This window comes from Apilactobacillus bombintestini, from assembly GCF_003627035.1.
GTDB lineage: Bacteria > Bacillota > Bacilli > Lactobacillales > Lactobacillaceae > Apilactobacillus > Apilactobacillus bombintestini.
This window is the reverse complement of sequence record NZ_CP032626.1, coordinates 955,893-972,061: the sequence shown is the minus strand read 5'-3', so window position 1 is coordinate 972,061 and position 16,169 is coordinate 955,893. Positions and strand designations below refer to the sequence as shown.

Sequence of the window (16,169 nt, the reverse complement as noted above, 5' to 3'; positions counted from 1 at the left end):
ATAGCCTCCATAAAGGAGGCTGTTTTTTTAATATTCACTTGCTCTTGCGTCTTTAATTATTAAGTATAGGACCCAATAAATAAATGATTGTACTACCGTTAGAATGATAACAAATAATAACATTCTAGGCGTCCACATTTCTGATAGTTGATCTAATACTAAGCGAGGTGAGAATGCTAAGTAGATAGTATGTAATCTAAGGAAGCGACCTACATAGATTCCGATAGAAGAGAATACATTCAAAATTAAAATAATATATACTCTAACTTGCTTGGACTTAATGGCAAAGAAACTGCAGCAGCGATTTACAATTTGAAATAATCCGTAAAAACCAATTAAGGAACATCCTAATGCACTAATCATTAGGTATGCATAATTTCCCCACATAGTTATTGATAAACGCATTAATCCATTATAACTGTTGTATGGGTTAAGTCGACTTAAATGAAAAAGATCAGTTAAAAGATATGGAGCATTAGGATAGAATAAGAACCAAAGAATTAAAATAGGCCAAAAGAACCATGATTTTTCAATATATTTATTGGTTAATTCTAGACTAAGCTCGATTGGAATATATCCTAGAAAAGTATTTAAAACTAAGAAAGTAAATGGCGGTCTGGTCATCAAGAACAGAAAAATTATCCATAATATAAAAATTAGGCGAATTTGCCAACGTACATTTTTAAACATACCTGAATCCTTTCACAAAATTAATATATCTTATTTTAACGCTAAAAAGACAATAATTGAACAATTTAAGCTTAAAAATTATAATGTATAAATGAGTGATAAAAAGATATTCTATGAGTGATATAATAGTAGTATGAATTAATTTGGAGGAATATGTATGGGGATAAATTGGAGCAATATACTAACCATTAGTAATTTATTAGATATATTAGTGGTTTGGTTTATTATATATGAGGTAATTATCCTACTTAAAGGGACCAAAGCGGTACAACTATTCCGTGGGGTATTAGCCATTGCTATTGTGAAGATAATTAGTGTTATCTTTGGATTTACCACAGTATCATATTTAACTGATCAAGTTATTAACTGGGGAGTAATAGCTATAATTATAATTTTCCAACCCGAAATCAGAAGAGGGCTAGAACATATTGGACGCGGTTCAATTTTAAAGCATGCAGAGAACCAAAATTATAAAAACGAAAAGATGATTTCTGCATTGGATAAAGCCATTCAATATATGTCTAAACGTAGAATTGGTGCATTGATTACAATTCAAATGGATACGGGGTTGGAAGATTATATTGAAACTGGAATTAAACTAGATGCCGATATTACCGGAGAATTATTAATTAATACCTTTATTCCAAACACACCACTACATGATGGTGCGGTTATTATTAGTAATAACAGAGTGGCAGTAGCAGCTGCTTATTTGCCATTATCTCAAAGCAATTTAATTCCAAAAGAATTAGGGACTAGACATCGTGCTGCAGTGGGAATCTCTGAAGTAACTGATGCTTTAACTATTGTTATTTCTGAAGAAACTGGTGAAGTTTCTATAACTCAAAATAACGAATTGTTACGCGGGATGAGTAAAGATGATTACATCAAATTCCTACGTGATCAATTAATTACAGATCAAGATTCCATGAATAAAAATGTGTTCACCTTATTAACTGGATGGTTTGATAAGATGAAACAAGCAATGAGGGGGCAAAAATAATGAGAAAATTTAATAGCCCATGGCTCTTAAGATTGTTATCTTTAATTTTTGCTATCTTGTTGTTTATGTATGTTAATCAATCTAAGATGTTTGGTAATGGTAATAGTTATGATCAAAATAGTGATGAAACTCAATTAACTTCCAATAAATCAGCTACGATTACATTACCTTTGCAATTAAAAGTAGATAATAACAGATATTTTGTGACTGGTTATCCTGAGAAAGTTTCTATTAAAATTACTGGTCCAGCTGCATTAGTAACTACAACCGTAAATACACAAAATTTTAAAGTATATGCTGATTTATCCAGCTTGGGTGTAGGTGAGCATACAGTTAAGATTTATCAAGATGGCTTAAATAATGAATTACATTATAGTATTAATCCGGGAACCATTGATGTTAATATTCAACCAAGAAAAACAGTGAATCTTCCGGTAAAAGCTAAATATGAAAAAGATAATGTAGCTGATGGATATGCTGCTGGTAAGCCTGTAATTGGTACAAAAAATGTAAAAGTTACTGGTGCTGAAGATGAAATTTCTAAAATAAAAAATGTAGTTGCACAGTTAAGTATTCCACAAAATACTAAAAAAACTGTTAATGCATCTGCTGTTTTAGAAGCGCTGGATAAAAATGGTAAAATTGTAAATGTTATCTTGACGCCTTCAACAACTTCTGTTAGCTTGCCAATTAGTAGTGGGAATAACAAGACTGTTCCTGTAAAATTTAAAGCAGAGAATGGATCATCAAGTAGTTATGACTTTATTTCTGATACTAACAAAGTTAAGGTGTTTGGAAAGTCTAAGCAGCTATCTAATATTGATAATGTAGTTGCATATGTAGATGTTGCTGGAATTAACAAAAAGAAGGATGTTTCCGTACAATTAGATAAAACACTTAATAAAGTTAGCGGATTTGATCCAGATAATATAAAAGTAACAGTAAAACCACAGTAGATTTTTAATTAGTGAAAAATGAAATGGGGATAAGAATATGAAGTATTTTGGAACCGATGGTGTTAGAGGAATTGCTAATAAGGATTTAAGTCCAGAATTAGCTTTTAAATGTGGACGTGCTGGTGGATATATTTTAACCAAGCACAGTGAATCAGAAGGACAACCACAAGTATTAGTAGCAAGAGATACTAGAATTTCTGGTCAAATGCTACAAAGTGCTTTGGTAGCTGGTTTATTATCAGCTGGTATTGAAGTATTAGAATTGGGTGTAGTTACTACTCCAGGAGTTGCATACTTAGTTCGTACACAAGGAGCAGCTGCCGGTGTTATGATTACTGCATCACATAACCCAGCTGAATACAACGGTATTAAATTCTTTGGTTCAGATGGATACAAGTTATCAGATGAACTAGAAGAAGAAATCGAAGCTATTCTAGAATCTGATAAAGATGATTTACCTCGTCCTTCAGCTAAGGGATTAGGTAGTGTTGATGACTATTCTGAAGGTAGTCAAAAATACATTAGATTCCTAGAACAAACTGTTCCAGATGATTTATCAGGAATGAAGATTTGTGTTGACTCAGCTAATGGTGCTACAAGTAATCTAGTATCACGTTTATATGCTGATTTAGGAATCGATTTTGAAACTATGGCTACCATGCCTAATGGAATTAATATTAATGACCAAGTTGGTTCCACTCATCCTGAACAATTACAAAAAATGGTTGTAGACAAGGGTGCTCAAATTGGATTAGCATTTGACGGTGATGGTGACCGTTGTATTGCTGTTGATGAAAACGGTGAACTTGTAGATGGTGACAAGATTATGTATATTTGCGGAAAATACATGTCTGATCGTGGTCGCTTGAAGCAAGATACAGTTGTTACAACTGTTATGAGTAACCTTGGTATGTACAAAGCTATGGAAGCTAATGGAATGCACAATGTTCAAACTAAAGTTGGTGACAGATACGTTGTTGAAGAAATGAACAGATCTGGTTACAACCTTGGTGGTGAACAATCAGGACACATTGTATTCTTAGATTTCAATACAACTGGTGACGGATTATTAACTAGTTTACAATTACTACATGTTATGAAAGATACTGGTAAGAAATTATCAGAATTAGCTGCAGAAGTAACTAAGTATCCTCAACAATTAATTAATGTAAAAGTAGCTGATAAAAAAGCTGCACAAAATGATAGTGAAGTTCAAAAAGTAATTTCTGAAGTTGAAAATGAAATGAACGGTGATGGTCGAGTACTTGTAAGACCTAGTGGAACTGAACCATTATTACGTGTTATGGCTGAAGCTCCAACACAAGAATTAGTTGATGGTTACACAAAACGTATCGCTGATGTAGTTAGAGAACGCTTCGGTGTTGAATAAAAAATTAAAAGAGCCTGTAAGGTTTTATCCTTACGGGCTCTTTTTTATTAATTAGATACGATGTATACCACTTTGTTTAAATTAGGGAATAAGAAATATAGATGTAATATGAATACAGTTTGTATAAAGCGATTTTATTAGATAAATTGTGGATATTGTGACATTTGAAATTAAACTATACCAATTTTAAATTAATTAATTGACAATATATAATAAAACTTGTAATCTAGATTATGTTAAAGAAAATAAATGAAAAATATTTGTATATACCAATTTAAAAAGTGAAAGGAAAACGTAATATGTGTGGAATTGTTGGAGTTACAGGGAATAAAGATGCTGTTAATATTCTAGTTAATGGTCTAAAAAAACTAGAATATCGTGGCTATGATTCCGCTGGACTATATGTTAATGATGAAGGAAAAAAGGATTATTTAGTAAAGAGAACAGGTGCTATTAGTAATTTAAAGAGTGCCGTTGATGACATGGATATTAGTGGTAGTGCTGGGATTGCACATACTAGATGGGCTACTCATGGTGGAGTAACTGTTGAAAATGCGCACCCTCATTACTCACAAGATAAACGCTTTTACTTAGTTCACAATGGTGTTATTGAAAACTACCGTGAATTAAAAGAAAAATACTTAAGTGATGTTGAATTCACTTCTCAAACTGATACTGAAGTAGTAGTTCAACTAGTTGACTACTTTGCTACCAAAGAAGGATTAAATGCTAAAGATGCATTTAAGAAAGCTTTATCTAAACTTAAGGGATCTTCATATGCATTCCAATTAATGGATAGAGAAGAACCTGACACTATTTATGTAGCTAAGAATAAGAGTCCTTTATTAATTGGACTTGGTGAAGATTGCAACGTTGTTTGCTCCGATTCATTAGCTATGTTAAATATTACACACGATTTTCTTGAACTAGACGATGGTGATTTTGTTACTGTTAAACCTGATTCTGTTGAAATTGAAGACAAAGACGGCAATGCAGTAAATGATAGAAAACCATTCCATGTAGATATTGACGCTAGTGATGCTGACAAGGGTACTTACCCATACTACATGTTAAAAGAAATTGATGAACAACCTAATGTAATGAGAAAACTATCTTCTAAGTACTTAAACAGCGATGGTAAACCAGTTGTAGATAACGATTTATTGGACGCTATTAAGCAATCTGATCGTCTATACATCGTTGCTGCCGGTACTAGTTATCACGCTGGATTAGTAGGTAAGAACTTATTTGAAAAATTAGCACAAGTTCCTACTGAAGTTCACGTTGCATCAGAATTTGCTTACAACATGCCTCTATTAGCTGACAAACCATTCTTTATCTTCTTAAGTCAAAGTGGTGAAACTGCTGATAGTCGTGAAGTACTTGTTAATATTAATCGTTTAGGATACAAGAGTTTAACAATTACTAATGTGGAAAATTCAACATTATCACGTGAATCTAATTACACATTACTATTACATGCTGGTCCAGAAATTTCAGTTGCATCAACTAAGGCATACACTGCGCAAATTACTGTGGAAGCTATTTTAGCTAAAGCCTTAGGTGAATCAGATAACGTTGAAGCTGCACAAAACTTCAATTTGAAACAACAATTAGGACTTGTAGCAACAGGAATGCAAGCTATTGTTGATGAAAAAGAAACTATTAATGAATTATCTAAGAAGTATTTCGTAAATGCTAACCGTTCATTCTACATTGGTCGTGGCATTGATTACTTTGTTTCACTAGAATCATCACTTAAATTGAAGGAAATTTCATACATTCTAGCTGAAGGATTTGCTTCTGGTGAATTGAAGCACGGAACTATTGCTTTAATTGAAAAAGGCACTCCAGTTATTGGTATTATTACTCAAAGTAATACTGCCGGATTAACTAGAAGTAACCTAGAAGAAACTATGGCACGTGGTGCTAAGACCATTACCATTACGACTGAATCATTGGCTAAGGATAATGATGATATTGTTATTCCTGACGTTGATGAATTATTAACACCATTATTGAGTGTTATTCCAGCACAATTATTGGCATACTACACTAGTTTAAACAAAGGACTAGATGTTGATCATCCAAGAAACCTTGCTAAGAGTGTTACTGTACAATAATTAGAATTACTGAAAAAAGCGCCCATTGAGGGCGTTTTTTTATATTTTTTTTCTAAGGCACTTACAAAATTAAGTGTATAACATGTTATAATTACTAATTGGGAGTGTTTTCTATGAAATATACAAAGAAGAGAAAAACAAATTCCAAGCAACAGGAAAAAAGAGATAAAACTTTTGAAAAATTTAAGAGACAACAAAATAAATTAAGTGCCGACCGACGTGGTATTAGACGTTAGCGGTTGTTTTATATAATTTGGAGAGATAAGAAATGAGAAATAAAAGAGTAGCACAAACTTTTTTAGCATTAATGGTGGCGGGAACAGTATTTTCAGCTGGTGAAGGCTTTGTAGGAAATGCGGATGAAGTAGCTCAAGCATCAAGTATTAATACTTTAGCAAAGTCTTTAACTAAAGAAAATTTTGTGTCTGTAATCTCACCTATTTCAAAACAAATTGCTAATGAAAACAATTTATATCCTTCATTAATGGTCGCCCAAGCATTATTGGAAAGCTATTATGGTCAAAGTACATTAACTCAAGAAGCTAATAATTTGTTTGGAATTAAGTCATTTGATGGAAAAGGTTACGTTATAGATACAACTGAATACATTAATGGAAGACAAGTTACGGTGAAAGCCGTATTTAAACGTTATAACAACTTAATGGAAAGCCTTGAAGATTATGCATATTTCTTGAATACACCTAGATATGCAAATGTTCATAGATCTATAGCTAAAAATGGATTAGAAGCTGCTAGAAACGTTCAAAGAGATGGATATGCAACCGACCCTATCTACGCTAGAAGTCTAATTGAAGTTATTAAAAACTACAATCTAACTAGTTTAGATGAGGGGTCAAATGTCACACCTAAGCCTAAAGAATTAGCGAAAGCTTCATACAATGGCGGAAATTATGATGAATCATTCCGTTTAACACATAACTTTAAAAACTACCGCTTGTATGGACATGTAAAGGATACCCGTGATAAGAACAAAACTTATGAATGGCGCAATTCTGCTAAAACAGGTAGCTTAGTATATGTTGATATGAAGGCAGTTAGATCTTATAAAGGTAAGAATTCAGATTGGTACCGTATAAGATTTTCTAAGAATGGTAGAAAATATTGGGTATACAATAAAGCAATTGGGTTCCCATCATTTAACTACAAAAATGAAAACCACCGTATTTATGTGCACCGCAATAATTTAGGCGCTTATGATAATGTATTTAACACTAGAAATTTGGCTAGAGAAGTGGCTAATGCAGATCAAATTAAGGCTAATACTTATGAAAGCTCTGATATGGCTACATATGTATATCATGGTCATTTCAACACATGGTACCGAATTTCTATAAATGGTAGAGATGCATGGATAAGTGGAAAGAATGTATCTGTTAAAAAACCAGTCGTTAAGCACAAGAAAGTGGTAAAACGTGCTACTCACAAGAAGAAAGTTACTCATAAAAAACATGCAGTAAAAAGACATGTAGCAAAGAAGCATGTGGCTAAAAAACATGTAGTTAAGAAACATCGTAAGTACCATATTAAAAAGGGAGCTACCTACAAGAAATTTAAGGGATTTGCTTACCTAAACAGATATGGTAGATATGATTTAAATAATCATATTCCTGGAGCTACTAAACATCTAGTTAAAACACCATGGAACAAAGTTAAAGTTCCTAAGAATTATCGAGTTAGAATCAATCTAAAAGGTACTAGAATGAAGTACAATACAGAATGGTACAGAATTAGATTCGGTAATCATAATTACTGGATTTCTGGTAAAGCATTGTCATTTAGATAGTAGCTATGTCTATTTGAAATAATCATTGTTAAGTTTTATAATGATGAAATTGAATAAATTTATAGGAAGTATTAAAAATGACTGAAGATTATAAAATTAAGGTTCAAAATGTAACCAAAGAGTATGATCTATTTAAAACACAAGCAGATAAATTAAAATCATTTTTCTCTGTAAAAACTGATGTTCCTCATTTTTGGTCTTTAATGGGAATTTCTTTTGAAGTTAAACCGGGAGAAGCATTAGGTTTAATTGGTGTTAATGGATCAGGAAAATCAACTATTTCTAATATTATTTCCGGTATCATTCCTCAAACTACTGGTTTAGTAGATGTAAGAGGAGATACATCCATTGTTGCCATTAATGCGGGATTAAAAAAGAACTTAACTGGACGTGAAAATATTCGTCTAAAATCATTGATGCAAGGATTAACTAACGAAGAAATTGATGACTTAATGGATGAAATCATTGCTTTTGCTGATATTGGTGATTTCGTTGATCAACCAGTTAAGAGTTATTCCAGTGGTATGAAATCTAGATTAGGTTTTTCTATTGCTGTTCATATTAATCCTGACATTCTAATTATTGATGAAGCATTGTCAGTAGGTGACGATACCTTCTATCAAAAATGTGTGGATAAAATTGCTGATTTTAAGAAGCAAGGCAAAACTATTATTTTTGTTAGTCATTCTTTAAAACAAATTGAATTCTTGTGTGACAGAGTTGCATGGATTAATTATGGTAAATTAAGAATGATTGGTAAAACTGATGAAGTTGTCAGCAAATATCGTGAATTCATCAAGTGGTTTAAAAAGCTTTCTAAAAAAGAAAAAGCCAAATTTGAAGCTGATCAAAAACAAATCCAAAAAGATTTTGATATTGATGCATATCAAAAATCAGTTACGGATGAAGAAGCTAAAGCACATCCTGAAGTTAAGCACATGGCAGCTAAGATTAAGAAACGTTTTTACGGTTCAGTTATTAGTGAAAAAATGCCAAAAACTTCAGTATTGTTTACTTGGTTAGTTACTGTAGCTATTTTACTTTTCTGTTTGGTTAACGTGTCTGGTCATCCAGTTACTCATATTGTTAAGCATCCAGATTCTATAGTTAAACCTACTAAGCAACTTAAGTTGCCTACAGGTGTTGAAAAAGATAATGCTAAGAAGGCTACCAAGAAGCATCACAAGAAGACACATCATAAGAAACATGTTAAGTCTGAAGAAAAATAAGTCTTTGTTGATTCTTAACTGAGGAGGCATATTAGTTATGGCAGTGGAATACAAAAGTCATGAAAAATTAGATTTGATTGAACAAATCACAAGATTAGATGGCACTAAGTATATGGAAATTAGTAATATGGTACAAAACGGTCGTGCAGAATTAGCTGCAGAACGTAATTTTATAAAAGAAGTGCGTATATTACAGTTGAATATTCCACATTCAGTGCACGTAGCTAAGTATGAGGATTATATTAATCAAAATTATTCTATGCCTGATGAAAGTATGGATCATTTTGAGGAATGGAAAAAAACTCCAGAAATGCAAGAAGAAGTAAAGATGATTTTAAAGGAAAATCATGTTGGATAAAAAATAAAGGTTTCTAATTATAGTTTGTTAGCTATGATTAGAAACCTTTTTTATATAATAAAAAAATCCATCAATACGATGGATTTTGTAATATGTGTCCACGTCTCATGCTGCGAAAATAATAGCAAAAAAATGAATGCAACATTTAGTGGGATGAATTAAATATGTTACTCTAGTATAAATCATATTTTATAATCTGGCAACCGTGTATAAGGATCCATCAATAAAATATTTATATAAAATAATAAACGAGGTGTATGAAATGAAAATGTTCGTTAAAGAAATGATTTTAAATATTTGTTTATATATTTTTCCATTAATTTTTATAATTAGTGGAATCTCTGGAGGCAATGTAATGTTGCAAGTAGGGGTTATCCTTGCTGGAATCATTAGTTTATTGATGATTTTAATATATGTACTTTACTTTATTACGCATAATAAGAATGATTATATAAATTATAGAAAGTATCTTTTATTGTGTGAAATACTAATTTTATTGATTTGTTTTTGGACTTTTATTAGAAAATAATAAGAAAAATATTGCAAAGCTCTAATTATTGCTCTATTATATGTTTAACCATATTTTTAAATTAGGAGTGATTATTATGAAATTTGATTTTTCAAGCAGAGTTCCACAAACTAAAGACGATGTTGTGGGTGAAATCTTAAAAGTAGCAGGAGACCCTAAAATCATCTCTTTTGCAGGTGGATTACCCGCTCCTGAACTATTTCCCGTTAAAGAATTAAAAAAGGCAGCTGCACGTGTTTTTAAGCGAAATGGAAGAGATGCCTTACAATATACTGGCTCCATCGGAAATCCCGAACTACGTAAAATGATTGCTAAACATATGAACAAGAACAAACATATAAATCCAGATATTGAAAACATATGTGTTACCACTGGTTCAGAACAAACTATTGATTTAACTGCCAAAATGTTAATTGATAGAGGAGACGTTGTTTTAGTAGAAAAGCCTACATATCTTTGTGCATTAGATGTATTTAAGAGTTATGGTGCAAAAGTTGTTGGTGTAGAAATGGACGAAGATGGTATGAAGATGGATGATTTGGAAGAAAAGTTAAAACAACATCCTAATACTAAATTAATCTATACTATCCCTAATTTCCAAAATCCTACTGGACGTACAATGACTGAAGACCGTCGTAGATCATTAGCTGACTTAGCAGCTAAGTATCACGTAATGGTTCTAGAAGATGATCCATACGGAGAAATAAGATTTAGTGGTACTCCAGTTCCCCCAGTAAAATACTATGATAAAGATGGTTATGTAATTTATATGAACACATTCTCCAAGATTTTAGCACCTGGAATGCGTCTTGGATGGGTAATTGCAGATAAGGACTTCATTAAGACATTTGTTGTTATGAAGCAATCTGCTGATTTGCATTCAGATAATTTATCTCAATATATTGTTGCTGAATATATGAAGAAAAATGATTTAGATGCTCATGTTAAAACTATTTCCGATGAATATGGCAAGAGAGCATCATTGATGTTAAAAGAAATTGATGAACAATTCCCAGAAGGGGTTAGACACAGTAATCCTGAAGGTGGGATGTTTGTTTGGGTAGAAATTCCAGGTAATGTTAATACTATGGATTTATTCTATAAATGTGTAGAGCACAATGTTGCTTTTGTGCCTGGCGAACCTTTCTATCCTGATGAAGTAGTACCTGGTACATTTAGATTGAATTATTCCAATATGAAAGATGATCAAATTCATGAGGGAATCAAGAGAATGGCTGATGCTATCTCAGAAATGATGAATAAATAAGTAATGAAATAATTAAAAAGGCCTCATAAGCTAGAAAATCATAACTTATGAGGCCTTTTTGTACTTGATTAAGAAATTATAAACAGAAATGATAAAACGTGTTTACATGCGATAATTTATGGCTAACAAAAAACTGGGAGAAATTATCACCGATGTATTATCGGATTAATTTCTCCCAGAATATTAATAATATTTTTTATTAGATATCATGTCTAGAATGAATAGAATGATATATCTTTCTTTGTACTAAATATTGGTCATGTTGCATTGTAATAAACAATGGTGATGATTCTTCAATTACACTACTGAACTCTAATCCATACCAGGAAATAGGGGAAGCAGTGATATTTTGTAAGAAGATACGACCAGATATTAATTGACGATCAAATGCGTTAATTTCTGAATTTAATGCAAGATCAGAAGGTCTTTCATTAATGATAACGAATTTGAAGTCACCAACATTTCCACGTTTGTTAGTAGAAGTGTATTTTTGTTTTTGTGGATCAATAACTCCTTGCTTGATTAAGTAGTTAACAATTTGATGTAAGTAGATGCTTACACTTTGTTGTTTTCTAAAGCCAAGGTATAGTTGAACATCAACTACGTTCTTAGTTTCAAGCAAGTCAACTGTGTAGTTACTTTCATAAGGATTGCTGGTTTCATTAACGGTAACAAACCAGTATACCTTTGCACGTTTAGGTTCCTTATCCAAAATGGAGTACATAGTACTACGTTTGATTTGATAATCATTTTTAACTTTAGTCATGTAAACTAAGTTAGAAGTGTATAGCGGAATAGAATTGTCTTCACTTAATTCAACTAATTGATTCTTGTAATCATTTAATGAAACATATTCGCTTTCTTTTTCGTAATGATCACGACGTTTGTTACCGAAGTACCAAAGAATCATAACGATTAAGATGGCACCCATGATTAGTAGAGTAACGAAACCACCATGAATGAATTTAACAACACTGGCAACAAAGAAGGTAAATTCAATTAATGCAAAGAATAATGCGATTAAGAATGCGAAAATACGTCTTATCTTGCCGGAAAGGTATTCGAATAGTAATAGAGTAGTCATTAACATAGTAACGGTAATAGCTAATCCATATGCAGCTTCCATTCTTTCTGAACTACCAAATGCCCAAACTACGATGAAAGTTACTATACATAAGAACCAATTAACGGTAGCAATATAGATTTGACTTCTAACGTTACTTGGATGTTTAACAATCATACGTGGTAAGAATTTAAGACCAATAGCTTCATCAACTAATGTAAATGAACCAGTGATTAAAGCTTGTGATGCAATAATTGCGGCTAATGCAGCGATAGCAATAGCGAATCCACGAAGTGAACCAGGTAGCATTTCATAGAATGGGTTTAAGTTAGATAGGTGAGCATATTCTGGATTATGAGCATTGTTAATAACCCAAGCACCTTGACCTAAATAGTTTAATACTAATGAAGCGTAAACAAATGGCCAAGTACCATAAATGTTTCTCTTTCCAACGTGTCCCATGTCGGAATACAATGCTTCTGCACCTGTTGTGGCAAGGAAAATACTACCTAAAATGAATAATCCAGCCTTATTAGCAGGACTAAATAGGATTTCTACCGCATAAACAGGGTTGAATGCTTGTAGAATAGCTGGGTAATTTAATAGGTTAATAACACCCATAATGGCCAAGAATGAGAACCAAATTAACATTACAGGACCAAAAGAATTACCAATGATACCAGTACCAAATCTTTGAATTAAAAATAAAGCTAGTAAAACACAAGAAGTAATAATAAGTACAGTTTCTTGTGAATTACCGAATGATATGGCACCAAATGTTTGTCCTTTAAGACCTTCAATAGCGGATGTAACAGTAACAGCAGGGGTTAGAGTACCATCAGCTAATAGTGCAGCACCACCGATTAAAGCAGGCCAAACTAACCATTTTGCCTTGCGTCTAACTAAGGCGAATAACGCGAAAATACCACCTTCACCATTATTATCAGCCTTCATGGTTATTAGTACATATTTAATAGTAGTAATAATCATTAAAGTCCAGATAATTAATGAAATGGATCCGATTATGTAAAATGGTTTAATATCGGCCATTTTACCGGCATTTCCAATTATGGAATTCATTACATATAGAGGTGAAGTACCAATATCTCCATAAACAATTCCTAAGGCAATTAGCATTCCCATAAAGGAAATCTTATCAAATTTAGTTTTCATGACTAAATCCTCCAAAAATTTTATGTAAATTTTACATTTTTATAATTTACAATGTACCACTAATTCAGGGTATATTAAAGAAAAAGTGGTCAACAATCATTAAATGGTAAATTATACTACAAATATTTAATTAATGAATTAAATATTTAAAAATTATAAAAAGAGGTTACTTAATTTCAGTAAACCCTCTGAGATTGATTTTAACACGAATAAGTGATTATTCAATTGGGGAAAGTTTTCTACATTATATAAACAAATTGATAATCATATTTGAAAAATTGTGTAATAATTAATATTGATGTTTATATACATATACATTTTACGAAAGGGTGATTTTATGTATAAAGATCTTGAAGGAAAAGTTGCTGTTGTAACTGGTGCTTCTAAAGGTATTGGTAAAGCAATTGCTATTCGTTTAGCACAAGAACATATGAAATTGGTATTTAATTATCATTCTGATCAAAACGGTGCACAAATGGCTGTAGATCAAATTAAGGAAAACGGTGGGGATGCAGTTGCTGTTCAAGCAGATGTATCTAAAGAAGACGATGTAAATAAGTTAGTAAAAACTGCTGTGGATAACTTTGGACAATTAGACTTATTTGTTAATAATGCTGGTATGGAAAAAGAAAGTCCTACTCATAAGCTATCATTACAAGACTGGAAGAAAGTTATTGATGTTAACTTAACAGGTACATTCTTGGGAACTAAGGCAGCTTTAAATTATTTCCTAGACCATAAACGTGAAGGAAATATTATTAACATGTCTTCAGTTCATCAAAAGATTTCTTGGCCTCATTTTGCTGATTACTCCGCATCTAAAGGTGGAAGTATGTTGCTTACTGAAACAGTTGCTAAGGAATATGCTAACAAAGGTATTCGTGTTAACTCTATTGCACCGGGTGCAATTAATACACCAATTAATGCTGAAAAATTTGCTGATCCTAAGACATATGCAGAAACAGCTGAATTGGTTCCAATGGCTAGAATTGGTAAGCCAGAAGAAGTAGCCGCAGCTGCTGCATGGTTAGCATCAACAGAATCATCATACGTAACTGGAGAAACTATTTACGTAGATGGTGGTATGCAATTATATCCAGAATTCGCTAATGGACGTGGATAATTTTTAACAATATATCATAAAAAAAGACGTTATCATAAATCACTAATTTGATTTACGATGACGTCTTTTTTATTTAATTATAAAGCATTGTATCCAAAATTCTTAGGTTGAATCCAAACTTCTACAATAGGATATAGCATTAAAATGCCTAGAAAAATAAATCCATATTCATAAGCGGTGCTCATATTAACAAAACTACCTAATGATGAAACTACTACGGTAATTAAAGAAACACCTAAACCTTGTGCCATAGTTTGTAATACTGAACTTAAGGTGTTTGCTGAGTTTCTTTCATCCATTGGTATTTCGGAGAAGGTAACAGCATTATAACAAGTTAACGCTAATGAACGTCCGCAACCAGATATAAATGCTAATCCAGCAATTATAAATCCAGCTGTAGTTGGACGAACCCATGCTAATGCACCAGTACTAATAGCTACGGTAAATAAAGCAACAATTAATGAAGCCTTATATTTAATTCTTCTAATTATTGCATTGGTGAATGGCTTGATTCCGACATTTCCAATAAATACAAAGATTACATAGTATCCAGCAGTAAGAGCTGACCAACCAAATACTACTTGTAAGTAGACAGTAAGTAGGTAAGGAAGAGCTCCAACGGAAAGCCATAGGAAGGTTCCACCTGTTTGATAAATTCTAAAGGAACTAACTTTTAATGCTTTGATATCAAATAGTGGACTATCAACATGTGATAAATGATATCCAATTACAAAAATCATTAAAATACCGATAAGTACTAAGATACCAGCAGTGGTCCAATATTGACGACCATAAGTGGCAATTTCTGCACCTATTAAAATAAAACCAGAAGAAATAGCAATTTCAATAAATCCTAATAAATCAAATTTGGTTTTGTTTCTCTTGGTATCCTTATCCACAAGCTTAATACCAATTAAAATGGCAATTAAACCAATTGGAACATTAATAAGGAAAATCCATTGCCAACTTAAGTATTTAACGAAAAATCCGCCTAAAATAGGAGCTATAGCTGGTGCGATTAAAGCGGGCCAAACTAGGTAGTTAGCCATTTGCAATAGGCGGTTGGAAGGAGTTCTTTCCAACATTATTAGTCTAGCTGTAGGGGTCATTAAAGATCCTGCGAAACCTTGTACGAATCTGCTAACTAATAGAAAAGTAAAAGTAGGCGCTAAAGCGTCACCAATTGAACTAAGCACGAATAATAGCGTAGCTAATAACCATGCATTTCTTTCACCAATTCGTTTTGCAATCCATCCACTAAGTGGAATAAATATTGCCATTGTTATAAAGTAAATACTAACGGTTAGGGAAAGGGATGCAGTAGGAACATCTAAGCTACGTCCTATATAAGGAAGTGCTGTAGTTACGATAGTTGCATCTAAAAATTGCATAAATAGACTGGATGCCATTAATAATGCGACTTTTACATAGTTGCTAATAATAAATCATTTCCCTTCATAT

The 16,169-nt window shown here is 32.3% G+C and carries 12 protein-coding genes and 1 pseudogene; 10 read left to right on the top strand and 3 right to left on the bottom strand.

The window, feature by feature from the left end; all coding sequences use genetic code 11:
• Positions 1 to 27: 27 nt before the first annotated feature.
• Positions 28 to 624 carry a DUF1361 domain-containing protein gene (locus D7I45_RS04855; protein WP_162924099.1) on the bottom strand — a complete coding sequence of 199 codons (597 nt, stop codon included), beginning with the start codon at positions 622 to 624 and terminating at the stop codon, positions 28 to 30.
• 223 nt (positions 625 to 847) lie between these two features.
• On the opposite strand from D7I45_RS04855, the gene cdaA reads away from it, so the two are divergent.
• From cdaA to D7I45_RS04810, 9 genes and pseudogenes are all read left to right on the top strand, one after another.
• Positions 848 to 1,693: a diadenylate cyclase CdaA gene (gene cdaA / locus D7I45_RS04850; protein ID WP_120784608.1), complete on the top strand. Its 846-nt coding sequence runs from the start codon at positions 848 to 850 to the stop codon at positions 1,691 to 1,693.
• Positions 1,693 to 2,649, top strand: coding sequence for a CdaR family protein (locus D7I45_RS04845; protein WP_120784607.1), 957 nt, complete (start codon positions 1,693 to 1,695; stop codon positions 2,647 to 2,649). Before cdaA ends, D7I45_RS04845 begins: the two co-directional genes overlap by 1 nt.
• A gap of 37 nt (positions 2,650 to 2,686) precedes the next feature.
• Positions 2,687 to 4,039, top strand: coding sequence for a phosphoglucosamine mutase (glmM, locus tag D7I45_RS04840; RefSeq protein WP_120784606.1), 1,353 nt, complete (start codon positions 2,687 to 2,689; stop codon positions 4,037 to 4,039).
• Positions 4,040 to 4,338: 299 nt separating this feature from the next.
• The gene (glmS, locus tag D7I45_RS04835) at positions 4,339 to 6,162 is read left to right on the top strand and encodes a glutamine--fructose-6-phosphate transaminase (isomerizing) (protein WP_120784605.1); all 1,824 of its coding nucleotides are present in this window, start codon (positions 4,339 to 4,341) and stop codon (positions 6,160 to 6,162) included.
• 113 nt (positions 6,163 to 6,275) lie between these two features.
• Positions 6,276 to 6,398 (top strand): hypothetical protein, encoded by a 123-nt coding sequence (locus tag D7I45_RS06275; RefSeq protein ID WP_277949246.1) that lies wholly within the window; start codon positions 6,276 to 6,278, stop codon positions 6,396 to 6,398.
• Between the two features lie 32 nt (positions 6,399 to 6,430).
• A complete protein-coding gene (locus D7I45_RS04830) occupies positions 6,431 to 7,966 on the top strand; it encodes a glycoside hydrolase family 73 protein (RefSeq protein ID WP_120784604.1) in 1,536 nt (511 codons plus the stop codon).
• A gap of 77 nt (positions 7,967 to 8,043) precedes the next feature.
• Positions 8,044 to 9,081 (top strand): annotated as a pseudogene (locus D7I45_RS04825) (ABC transporter ATP-binding protein); the annotation flags it as partial.
• Positions 9,082 to 9,232: 151 nt separating this feature from the next.
• Positions 9,233 to 9,553: a hypothetical protein gene (locus tag D7I45_RS04820; protein WP_120784602.1), complete on the top strand. Its 321-nt coding sequence runs from the start codon at positions 9,233 to 9,235 to the stop codon at positions 9,551 to 9,553.
• Positions 9,554 to 10,158: 605 nt separating this feature from the next.
• Positions 10,159 to 11,349: an aminotransferase-like domain-containing protein gene (locus D7I45_RS04810; protein WP_120784600.1), complete on the top strand. Its 1,191-nt coding sequence runs from the start codon at positions 10,159 to 10,161 to the stop codon at positions 11,347 to 11,349.
• A 199-nt stretch (positions 11,350 to 11,548) separates the two neighbouring features.
• Here D7I45_RS04810 and D7I45_RS04805 read toward each other — a convergent pair whose 3' ends face one another.
• Positions 11,549 to 13,585 (bottom strand): KUP/HAK/KT family potassium transporter, encoded by a 2,037-nt coding sequence (locus D7I45_RS04805; protein WP_120784599.1) that lies wholly within the window; start codon positions 13,583 to 13,585, stop codon positions 11,549 to 11,551.
• A gap of 337 nt (positions 13,586 to 13,922) precedes the next feature.
• Here D7I45_RS04805 and D7I45_RS04800 point away from each other — a divergent pair, with 337 nt between their 5' ends.
• Entirely contained in the window at positions 13,923 to 14,708 is a 786-nt protein-coding gene (locus D7I45_RS04800) for a glucose-1-dehydrogenase (protein ID WP_120784598.1), read from the top strand.
• A gap of 77 nt (positions 14,709 to 14,785) precedes the next feature.
• Here the strand turns inward: D7I45_RS04800 and D7I45_RS04795 are convergent, their stop codons facing one another.
• On the bottom strand, positions 14,786 to 16,117 hold the full coding sequence (locus D7I45_RS04795) for an MFS transporter (RefSeq protein ID WP_340137531.1): 1,332 nt from the start codon (positions 16,115 to 16,117) through the stop codon (positions 14,786 to 14,788).
• Positions 16,118 to 16,169 lie beyond the last annotated feature (52 nt).

What these genes read in the sequence shown, in the direction of transcription:
- D7I45_RS04855 (WP_162924099.1), bottom strand. Translation starts at nt 624, where the DNA reads ATGACCAGACCGCCATTTACTTTCTTAGTTTTAAATACTTTTCTAGGA.
- D7I45_RS04800 (WP_120784598.1), top strand. Translation starts at nt 13,923, where the DNA reads ATGTATAAAGATCTTGAAGGAAAAGTTGCTGTTGTAACTGGTGCTTCT.
- D7I45_RS04820 (WP_120784602.1), top strand. Translation starts at nt 9,233, where the DNA reads ATGGCAGTGGAATACAAAAGTCATGAAAAATTAGATTTGATTGAACAA.
- D7I45_RS04805 (WP_120784599.1), bottom strand. Translation starts at nt 13,585, where the DNA reads ATGAAAACTAAATTTGATAAGATTTCCTTTATGGGAATGCTAATTGCC.
- glmS (WP_120784605.1), top strand. Translation starts at nt 4,339, where the DNA reads ATGTGTGGAATTGTTGGAGTTACAGGGAATAAAGATGCTGTTAATATT.
- glmM (WP_120784606.1), top strand. Translation starts at nt 2,687, where the DNA reads ATGAAGTATTTTGGAACCGATGGTGTTAGAGGAATTGCTAATAAGGAT.
- cdaA (WP_120784608.1), top strand. Translation starts at nt 848, where the DNA reads ATGGGGATAAATTGGAGCAATATACTAACCATTAGTAATTTATTAGAT.
- D7I45_RS04795 (WP_340137531.1), bottom strand. Translation starts at nt 16,117, where the DNA reads ATGGCATCCAGTCTATTTATGCAATTTTTAGATGCAACTATCGTAACT.
- D7I45_RS04810 (WP_120784600.1), top strand. Translation starts at nt 10,159, where the DNA reads ATGAAATTTGATTTTTCAAGCAGAGTTCCACAAACTAAAGACGATGTT.
- D7I45_RS04830 (WP_120784604.1), top strand. Translation starts at nt 6,431, where the DNA reads ATGAGAAATAAAAGAGTAGCACAAACTTTTTTAGCATTAATGGTGGCG.
- D7I45_RS04845 (WP_120784607.1), top strand. Translation starts at nt 1,693, where the DNA reads ATGAGAAAATTTAATAGCCCATGGCTCTTAAGATTGTTATCTTTAATT.
- D7I45_RS06275 (WP_277949246.1), top strand. Translation starts at nt 6,276, where the DNA reads ATGAAATATACAAAGAAGAGAAAAACAAATTCCAAGCAACAGGAAAAA.